Below are 8,603 nucleotides of genomic sequence, written 5' to 3'. Positions count from 1 at the left end.
CCCCCCCCCCCCCCCCCGCGGCCGGATGCCGCGCGTCCCGTTTCCGGGAATGAAGACCGGCCGTGCGCGGCCGTCGTGTTGTCTCGCCGCGGCGCGGAGGGTAGATTGACCGGCCAAGCCCCCGGCGCATCAATGGAGGATGCCTTGCCAGTCGCCGCCGCCACGAGGGTGGGCTTGCCGGCCTTGCTGTGCATGCTCGCCGCATCCGCCTGCGTCCTCACACACGAAACACCATCCACGGCCAAGGAAAACACCGTCATGACGACAACCGCCTCGACCGCCGAACCCGCTGCCGCGCTCGGCGCGCAGGACATCGGCAAGCGCGTGCTCGCGCTGATCCAGAGCATCCACGGCATCGGCGACCTCACGCCGGCCAACATCGAGAAGCAGACCGGGATGCGCGTGGAGGTCAATCCGGACGATCCCAACGACTACGGCGTCAGCGGCAAGCTGGCCGGCGACTGGTACTACGGCCTGCGCACCATGTCGGGCGATCCCGGGCAGAAGCCCAACCGCCTGCTGTTCCAGTTCAACGACCAGAGCAACGCCAACGCCGACATGACCCCGGTGTGCGTCAGCTTCGACGAGTACAACCGCACGCTGACCGAGGCCGGCTTCTCGGCCACGCGGCTGCGCAACCGCATGAACACGCAGGACTACTGGGAGTTCACCCGCGACGACGTCGGCGTGACGGTCTACGTGCGCGGCAAGCGCGCGCCGGACGACGCGCAGACCTGCGTTTCCATGCTGATCATCAACGCCTACGCCTGACCAGGGAGCATAAGGACATGCCTACGCCGGAAGAGAAGAAACTCGATGACATGCTCAAGGACTTCGAGGCCGCCCACGACACCAAGACGGTGCATCCGGGGCAGAACCTCAGGGGCCTGATCGACAAGACGCCGGAGCTGAAAGCCGACATCCTGGAATCGATCAAGAAGGGCAATCTCGAAAAATTCGAAAACCTGAGCTACCCGGGCGCCGTCGGCACCTACGACGCCGAGGCGAAGACCCTGGCGGTCTCCGTCGACCAGCTCAAGAACGCCGACAAGAACGTGCAGTCGGCCAACACCCTGCGCTTCACGCTGGGCCACGAGCTGCAGCACGGCGTCAACCGCCAGGACATCCTCGACCAGGACGCGAAGCTGCGCAAGGATGCGGCGGCCATCGCCAACGGTCCCTCGCCGCACGACTACACCTCGGTGCTGAAGGACTACGACAAGAAGTCCCGCGAGCTGGAGACCACGGCCGAGATCGCCGGCTTCAACACGCTGGCCGAGAGCGTGAAGCGGCAGAATCCCAAGGCCACGCTGAAGGATCTGTACGACGCCTCGCCGACCGACATGCAGATGTACATCGACGCCGACCTGAGCAAGAAGCCGGCGACCTACACGGCCAAGCCCGGGCTGACCATCGGCAGCGACCTGAAGATCGACCCGGCCAAGAAGGAGAACGTCGAGGCCGTCGGCAAGCTGTTCTACGACGCCAACGGCTACCCGACCGGCGAGATCAGCCGCGCGGTCGGCATGGTCCAGGACGAGGAGGCCAAGGCGCAGGCGGCGGCGCTGGCCAAGAATCCGGCGGCGACCGCGCCGGAGATCCGCGTCGACATGAAGGCGCTCGGCATCAGCGGCACGCTGCCGCCGGGCTTCACCGACACCAGCAAGCCGCGGCTGCAGCCCGACGCCCCGGGCGCGCAGGCGCAGGACGCCCAGGACCCGCGCAGCCAGGGGCATCCGGACCACAACTACTACCAGATGCTGCGCGACAAGCTGCCGTCCTCGGTGCCCGACAACGCCGTCGCCCACGCCATGTACCTGGCCAAGCAGGACGGCATGACCGAGCCGTCCAAGGTCGACCCCAGCCACGTCAGCTACAGCAACGGCAGCGTCTGGGTCGGCGGCACCACGCCGGGCTACCGCGTCGAGCTCAACCCGGCGCAATCGCCGCCGATGGCCGAAGTGGCCGGGCAGCTGGACACCCAGCGCACCCAGCAGCAGGAGCAGGCGCGCCAGGAGCAGACGCAAACGCAGGCGCCGCAGCAGAACGAGCCGCCGCGGACGCACGCGCCGCATTCGCTCTGACGCGCGGACGGCGCGGTTGCGATCGAAGCAGAGGCGGGCCATGGCCCGCCTCTTTTTTTGCCTGGACGCGCGGCGCGGCCGGCGTTCGGGCAGGGGATGTCGATTCGACGGCGGGTCGTTCGTCGTGGTTGCAGACAGGGCGGAACAGCGCCCGCGTCGGAACCAGGCGCCGGCATCGCGGCTTCCGATGGGGACGCCGCCCGGCCACAAACTCCAGGAGACACTTCGATGACGCCCACCATCACCGCCTTTGAACGCTCGCCCGACGGCGGCATGGGACTGGCGCGCGACACGCGCGTGCGCTGGGCGCTCGAGGAAGCGGGCCAGGCCTACGAGGTCCGTCCCGTTTCGTTCTCCGCGATGAAGGAACCCGCGCACCTGGCCCTGCATCCCTTCGGCCAGATTCCCACTTACGAGGAGGGCGATCTCGTGCTGTTCGAGTCGGGCGCGATCATCTTCCATATCGCCTCGCGCCATGCCGGCCTGCTGCCGGACGAGGCCGATGCCCGGGCGCGCGCGATCATGTGGATGTTCGCGGCGTTGAACACGGTGGAGCCGCCGATCCTGGAGCTGATCACCGCCAAGTTCGCGGAAGGCGACAAGCCCTGGAGCCAGGAGCGCCTGCCGCTGATCGCCGAGCGCATCCGCCATCGGCTGGGGCAGCTCGCCGCGCGCCTGGGAGACGCGCAGTGGCTGGATGGCGCCTTCAGCGCGGGCGACCTGGTGATGGTGTCGGTGCTGCTCAGGCTGCGGCCGTCGGGAATTCTGCAGGAGTTCCCGCGCCTGGCCGCCTACGTGGCGCGCGGCGAGGCGCGTCCCGCGTACCGGCGCGCGTTCGCGGCGCAACGGGCGTTCAACACCGCCCGGCCGCCGGCCGGCTGACGGGGAATCGCTCGCGAGGCCGAACGCCGCTCCTGCCCGGCGCGCTAGCGCGCAGGCGGCGCCGGCGTCATGCGCAGCGCATGCGCCGGCGCGCCGGGCAGGAACGGCGTCGGCCGTCCCTCCACCCAGTCCTCGTGCCCGGCGCCCCAGAACGGCGACAGCGGATTGCCGCTCTGGCCGCCGGGCATGTGGATGATGCCTTCGTCCTCGTGGCCGGGCGAGACCACCATGCGCTCGGAGGCGCCGAAGTCGGGCAGCACCACGCGCGGCATGTTGTGGTCGCCGCGCAGCGGATCGGCGGGCATGCACAGCAGGCGCCTGCCCAGCAGCGGGATCGCGCCGGCGAGGGGATGGCAGATCCTGGCGGTGTTGGCCTCGCCCCAGTTGCGTCCGGCGAGCGCGCCCTGCGCGGACAGGCCGTCGCGCACTTCCGCCGCCGCGTCCTCCAGCAACGCGTCCCACCCCTTGGCGTCCTCGCAGGCGGATGCGCGGGGCATCGCCAGGGACGCGCAGGCATAGCGGCGCGGCAGCAGGTGCGGCGGCCGCTGCGTGACCAGCGGCCAGACCACGCCTTCCAGCTGCGCGCGCTTGGGCATCACGAAGTCGTCGCCCAGCGCCGCCTGCGCCGGCGCGGTCAGGCCGTCGGCGATGCGCGCGACCACCGCCAGGCGCCAGCTGCGCACGATGCGATAGCTCACCGATTCGGCCGAGGCGTGGCCGTCCCAGGTCCCGGCCGCCTCGGCCAGTGCCTGCAGCGCGGGCGTGCGCACGCGCTCGGCATCCTCGCGCAGCCGCCGCCACCAGCGCTCCAGGAACACGGCGCGGTCGTCGAGCTGGATCGCGAGCAGATCGCGTTCGCCGAGCTTGGGCCTGGCCAGCAGGCCGTCGCGGATCTGCTGCGCGCGCGCGCCCAGGTCGTAGCCGCCGTCGCCCACGCGCAGCAGGGCCTCGCCGTCGAGCGTGCGCGCGTTCGCGGTCCACAGCCGCGCGTTGGCCGGATCGATCAGGTGCGGGTTGTCGGCAGTGGCGATGGGCCAGGGCGCGCATGCCGGCGCCGGCGGCGCGTCGGCGGCGGGGACCGCGGCCGCCGTCGCGGCGGGCGGCGGGGCCGCTTCGACCAAGTGCTGCGACGAGCATCCGGGCGAGCGCTGCGGCAAGGGGCCGAGCAGGCGCCAGGCGATGCGGCCGCTCGCGTCGGCCACCAGCAGGTTCTGCGTCGGGATCGCCGTGTGCGCGGCGATCTCCAGCGCGTTGTCGAGGTCCTTCGCCACCGCGAAATCGGCGACGCCGAAATTGAGCGCGCCGGGCATGTGCGCGGTCCAGCGCAACGCCAGCGCGCCGCCGTCCGGCCGCTCGTGCAGGATCGGCCCCCAGCCGGTTTCCTTCACCTCCAGCGTCACCGGCGCCTGTCCGGCGACCTTGACGATCTCCCGGTATGTGGTCACCGCGTCGCAGCCGGGCATCCGGGCCCCCGCCGCGCACGGCTTCGCCAGGCGCCAGTCGGTGGTGTCGGCATAGCTGTTGGTGAAGCCCCAGGCGATGTGCCCGTTGCTGCCGACCACGATCGCCGGCAGGCCGGGCAGGCTGAAGCCCTGCACGTCGACGCGGCCCCCGGGCGCGCGCGGATCGGCGTAGCGCAGCCGCGCGCGGAACCAGATGTTCGGCGCGCGCAGGCCCAGGTGCATGTCGTCGGCGACGATGGCGCGGCCGTCCGCGGTGGCCGCGCCGGCCACCGCGAAATTGTTGCTGCCCGAGGCGGGCTCTTCCTGGCTGGCGAACGGGCGCGGCTGTGCCGGCATCGGCAGTTTGCGCAGGTCGAGCGTCTGCGCATCGGGCAGCACCGCGTCCGGGCGCGTGGCGCCGAACAGCGGCGCGTCCCAGGGCGTGCCGTCGAGTGAGAGCAACGCATAGAGCGCCGGCGGCACGTGCTGGCGGATCTGCCACAGCGCGTATTCGCGTTCGTCGCGGGAGTCCTGCAGGTCGAAATACATCGCATAGCCGGTCAGCGCCGAGTCGGCCGGCGTCCATGGCCGCGGCGACTGCCGCAGCAGCAGGTAGGGCCAGGGCCGCACGCGCAAGGCCTGCAGGCCGGCGTTGACGCCGTCGCTGTAGGCCTGCAGCTGCCCGAGCTTGTCGCCGGCGAAGGCGTCCAGGTGTGCGTCGATGCGCGCGCGCAGGCGATGCTGGCGGCGCCGCTTGTCGAGCTCGAGCGCGCGCTCGCCCACCAGTTCGGAAAGTTCGCCGGCCGCCGAGCGGCGCAGCAGGTCCATCTCGAAGAAGCGTTCCTGCGCATGCACGTAGCCGAGCGCGCGGGCGGCGTCGATGGGGTTGGCGGCCTCGACCGTGACCACGCCCAGGGCGTCGCGCTGCACCGAGACCGGCGCGCTCAGGCCGGCAAGCGCGAGTTCGCCATCCAGCGTCGGCAGGCTGCCGCGCAGCAGCCACCAGGCGGTTGCCATTGCCGCCAGCAACAGCAGTGCCAGCACGGCAGCGCCGCGTTTCAGCCACCTTGCCATTCCCGCTCCCCTTGGTCCGTTGCCGCGATTGTAGAGGGCGCGATCGGGAAAATTGCAATCGCGGTCGGCCCGAAGCCGCGGCGCGTCACGCCTGTCGTCTCCCGCCTTCGCGTGCACGGGGGAGGGCGGATTACCCGCTGGTACAAGGCCCCGGCCGGCAGCGCCCGCAGCAGGCGGCGGCTGGAGGTTCTTGCGCGCTAGCCGTTTTGCAGGAAGTAGGCCGCCGTGTGCAGCGCGCTCACCCCGTCGGCGGCGAAGCGCGGCTCCTGCGCCAGGATGTCGCGGCGTTCGGCCAGGGTCGCCGACCAGCCCGCGAACAGCGTCCGCACCTCGGCCTCGCCGACCGAGAACGGCGGGCCGTCCATCTCCGCCTGCGGATACTCCAGCGTGATCAGCAGGCCGCGGCAGCCCGGCGGCAGCGCGGCGTAGGCGGTGGCGAGATAGCGGCGGCGCAGCTCGGCCGGCAGCGCGATCAGCGCGGCGCGATCGTGCACGGCGCCGCAATCGGCCAGGGCCTGCGCGTCGAGCGCGAAGGCATCGCCGCAGATCAGCTCATAGGGCCCGGCGCTGTAGTGCGTGCCATAGCGGGAGTCGCGAACGTCCGGCGCGAGGCCCTGCTCGTCGAAGAACTGCCGTACCGCCAGCTCGGACAGTTCCACGCCGAGGATGCGGTGGCCGCGCGCGGCCAGCCAGGCCATGTCCAGGCTCTTGCCGCACAGCGGCACGAACACCCGTCCGCCGGCGGGCGGCGACAGCGCGTCCCAGTGCCGTTCCAGCAGCGGCGACACGCGCGCCTGGTGGAATCCGATCTGGTTGTCGTGCCAGCGCCGCTGCCAGAACTCCGCTTCCATCACTCCACCGCCAGCGCGTCGACCTTCTGCCAGCCGCGCGGCAGCAGCCCGCCGCGCGAGGCGCGCGCGCCGACGTACTCGTCGAGGTCCTTGAACGAGAGCGACATGGTGCGGCTGCCGGACTTCACCAGCAGCGTGCCGCCCGGCGACACCACCGCCACCGCCACCACGCGCTCGGTGCCGCGCTTGGCCTTGGGGATTTCGATCAGCTTGTTGCCCTTGCCCTTGTCGAGTTCCGGCAGCTCGGCAACCGGGAAGGCGAGCAGGTGGCCGGCGCTGGTGACGGCGACCAGGCGATCCTTGGCTGCGTCGCTCACCGCCACCGGCGCCACCACGGCCGAGCCCGGGGTCAGCGACAGCATCGCCTTGCCGGCCTTCTGCCGCCCGACCAGGTTCTCGAAGCGGGTGACGAACCCGTAGCCGTGCGAGGAGGCGAGCACGAAGCGCGTGTCGTTCTCGCCGCTGGCCAGCGCCTGGAACGAGGCGCCCGCCGCCGGCGAGAAGCGCCCGGTGAGCGGCTCGCCGTTGCCGCGCGCGGAGGGCAGGCTGTGCGCCAGCGTGGAATAGCTGCGGCCGGTCGAGTCGAGGAAGACCACCTGCTGCGTGCTGCGCCCCTTCACCGCCGCCAGCAGCGAATCGCCCTCGCGGTAGGAAAGCGTGGCCGCGTCGATGTCGTGGCCCTTGGCCGCGCGCACCCAGCCCTTCTCGCTGAGCACGATGGTCATCGGTTCGCTGGCGACCAGCTCGGTCTCGTTCAGCGCCTGCGCCGCCTCGCGCGCCACCAGCGGCGAACGGCGGGCGTCGCCGAACTTCTTGGCGTCGGCGAGCAGTTCCTCCTTGATCAGCTTCTTCAGCTTGGCCTTGCTGCCCAGGATCGAGATCAGGCGATCGCGCTCGCTGTCCAGCTCGTCCTGCTCGCCGCGGATCTTCATCTCCTCCAGCCGCGCCAGCTGCTTCAGCTTGGTGTCGAGGATGTAGTCGGCCTGCTCCTCGCTGAGCCGGAAGCGCGCGATCAGCGCCTGCTTGGGCTCGTCCTCGCTGCGGATGATGCGGATCACCTCGTCCAGGTTGAGGAAGGCCACCAGCAGGCCTTCCAGCAGGTGGAGGCGCCGCTCGACCTTCTCCAGCCGGTGGGTGAGGCGCCTGGTGACCGTGTCGGCGCGGAAGGTCAGCCATTCCGACAGCAGCATCTTGAGGTTCTTGACCTGCGGCCGGCCGTCCAGGCCGATCACGTTGAGGTTGACGCGATAGGTGCGCTCCAGGTCGGTGGTGGCGAACAGATGCCCCATCAGCTGCTCGACGTCGACGCGGTTGCTGCGCGGGGCCAGCACCACGCGCACCGGGTTGGCGTGGTCGGACTCGTCGCGCAGGTCCTCCAGCCAGGGCAGCTTCTTGGCGCGCATCTGCGCGGCGATCTGCTCGATCACCTTCGACGGCGAGACCTGGTAGGGCAGCGCGGTCACGACGATGTTCTGGCCTTCCTTGACGTAGGTGGCGCGCGCGCGCAGGCCGCCGACGCCGGTCTCGTAGATCGCCAGCAGGTCGGCGACCGGCGTGATGATCTCGGCGGTGGTCGGATAGTCGGGGCCGCGCACGTGCTCGCACAGGTCGCGCACGCTGGCGTCGGGGTCGTCGAGCAGGCGCACGCAGGCGCTGACCACCTCGTTGAGGTTGTGCGGCGGCACGTCGGTGGCCATGCCCACCGCGATGCCGGTGGTGCCGTTGAGCAGCAGGTGCGGCAGGCGCGCCGGCAGCCAGGTCGGCTCTTCCAGGGTGCCGTCGAAGTTCGGCGTCCAGTCCACCGTGCCCTGGCCGAGCTCGCCCAGCAGCACCTCGGCGATGGGGGTGAGCTTGGACTCGGTGTAGCGCATCGCCGCGAACGACTTCGGATCGTCCGGCGAGCCGAAGTTGCCCTGGCCCTCGATCAGCGGATAGCGGTAGGAGAACGGCTGCGCCATCAGCACCAGCGCCTCGTAGCAGGCCGAGTCGCCGTGCGGGTGGTACTTGCCGATCACGTCGCCCACGGTGCGCGCCGACTTCTTCGGTTTGGAAGCGGCGTTCAGCCCCAGCTCGCTCATCGAATAGACGATGCGCCGCTGCACCGGCTTGAGCCCGTCGCCGAGGAAGGGCAGGGCGCGGTCCAGCACCACGTACATGGAATAGTCGAGGTAGGCGCGCTCGGCGTATTCGCGCAGCGGGATCTGTTCGAAGCCGTGGAAGACGGGGCGGACGGGGGATTCGGCCATTGGCGGAGTCGGGAAAGTCGTTGC

The 8,603-nt window shown here is 70.9% G+C and carries 6 protein-coding genes; 3 read left to right on the top strand and 3 right to left on the bottom strand.

What is annotated here, in order from left to right:
• Positions 1-258 precede the first annotated feature (258 nt).
• The 3 genes from MD221_RS12705 (at position 259) to MD221_RS12695 (ending at position 2,966) form a co-directional block, all read left to right on the top strand.
• Positions 259-771, top strand: a complete 513-nt coding sequence (locus MD221_RS12705) for a hypothetical protein (protein ID WP_242112168.1) — start codon at positions 259-261, stop codon at positions 769-771.
• 17 nt (positions 772-788) lie between these two features.
• Positions 789-2,084 (top strand): hypothetical protein, encoded by a 1,296-nt coding sequence (locus tag MD221_RS12700; protein ID WP_242112166.1) that lies wholly within the window; start codon positions 789-791, stop codon positions 2,082-2,084.
• A 228-nt stretch (positions 2,085-2,312) separates the two neighbouring features.
• Positions 2,313-2,966, top strand: coding sequence for a glutathione S-transferase family protein (locus MD221_RS12695; protein ID WP_242112165.1), 654 nt, complete (start codon positions 2,313-2,315; stop codon positions 2,964-2,966).
• 44 nt (positions 2,967-3,010) lie between these two features.
• Here the strand turns inward: MD221_RS12695 and MD221_RS12690 are convergent, their stop codons facing one another.
• The 3 genes from MD221_RS12690 to parC form a co-directional block, all read right to left on the bottom strand.
• Entirely contained in the window at positions 3,011-5,482 is a 2,472-nt protein-coding gene (locus tag MD221_RS12690) for a penicillin acylase family protein (RefSeq protein WP_242112164.1), read from the bottom strand.
• Positions 5,483-5,679: 197 nt separating this feature from the next.
• Positions 5,680-6,333, bottom strand: coding sequence for a thiopurine S-methyltransferase (locus MD221_RS12685; protein ID WP_242112163.1), 654 nt, complete (start codon positions 6,331-6,333; stop codon positions 5,680-5,682).
• Positions 6,333-8,579, bottom strand: coding sequence for a DNA topoisomerase IV subunit A (gene parC, locus MD221_RS12680; protein ID WP_242112162.1), 2,247 nt, complete (start codon positions 8,577-8,579; stop codon positions 6,333-6,335). The genes MD221_RS12685 and parC overlap by 1 nt, the downstream gene beginning before the upstream one ends.
• Positions 8,580-8,603 lie beyond the last annotated feature (24 nt).

Source organism: Luteimonas aquatica, from assembly GCF_022662575.1.
GTDB lineage: Bacteria > Pseudomonadota > Gammaproteobacteria > Xanthomonadales > Xanthomonadaceae > Luteimonas > Luteimonas aquatica.
Note: the sequence above shows the minus strand (reverse complement) of the source record. Positions and strands in the feature narration are given on the sequence as shown.

What these genes read in the sequence shown, in the direction of transcription:
- MD221_RS12705 (WP_242112168.1), top strand. Translation starts at nt 259, where the DNA reads ATGACGACAACCGCCTCGACCGCCGAACCCGCTGCCGCGCTCGGCGCG.
- MD221_RS12685 (WP_242112163.1), bottom strand. Translation starts at nt 6,333, where the DNA reads ATGGAAGCGGAGTTCTGGCAGCGGCGCTGGCACGACAACCAGATCGGA.
- MD221_RS12700 (WP_242112166.1), top strand. Translation starts at nt 789, where the DNA reads ATGCCTACGCCGGAAGAGAAGAAACTCGATGACATGCTCAAGGACTTC.
- MD221_RS12695 (WP_242112165.1), top strand. Translation starts at nt 2,313, where the DNA reads ATGACGCCCACCATCACCGCCTTTGAACGCTCGCCCGACGGCGGCATG.
- MD221_RS12690 (WP_242112164.1), bottom strand. Translation starts at nt 5,482, where the DNA reads ATGGCAAGGTGGCTGAAACGCGGCGCTGCCGTGCTGGCACTGCTGTTG.
- parC (WP_242112162.1), bottom strand. Translation starts at nt 8,579, where the DNA reads ATGGCCGAATCCCCCGTCCGCCCCGTCTTCCACGGCTTCGAACAGATC.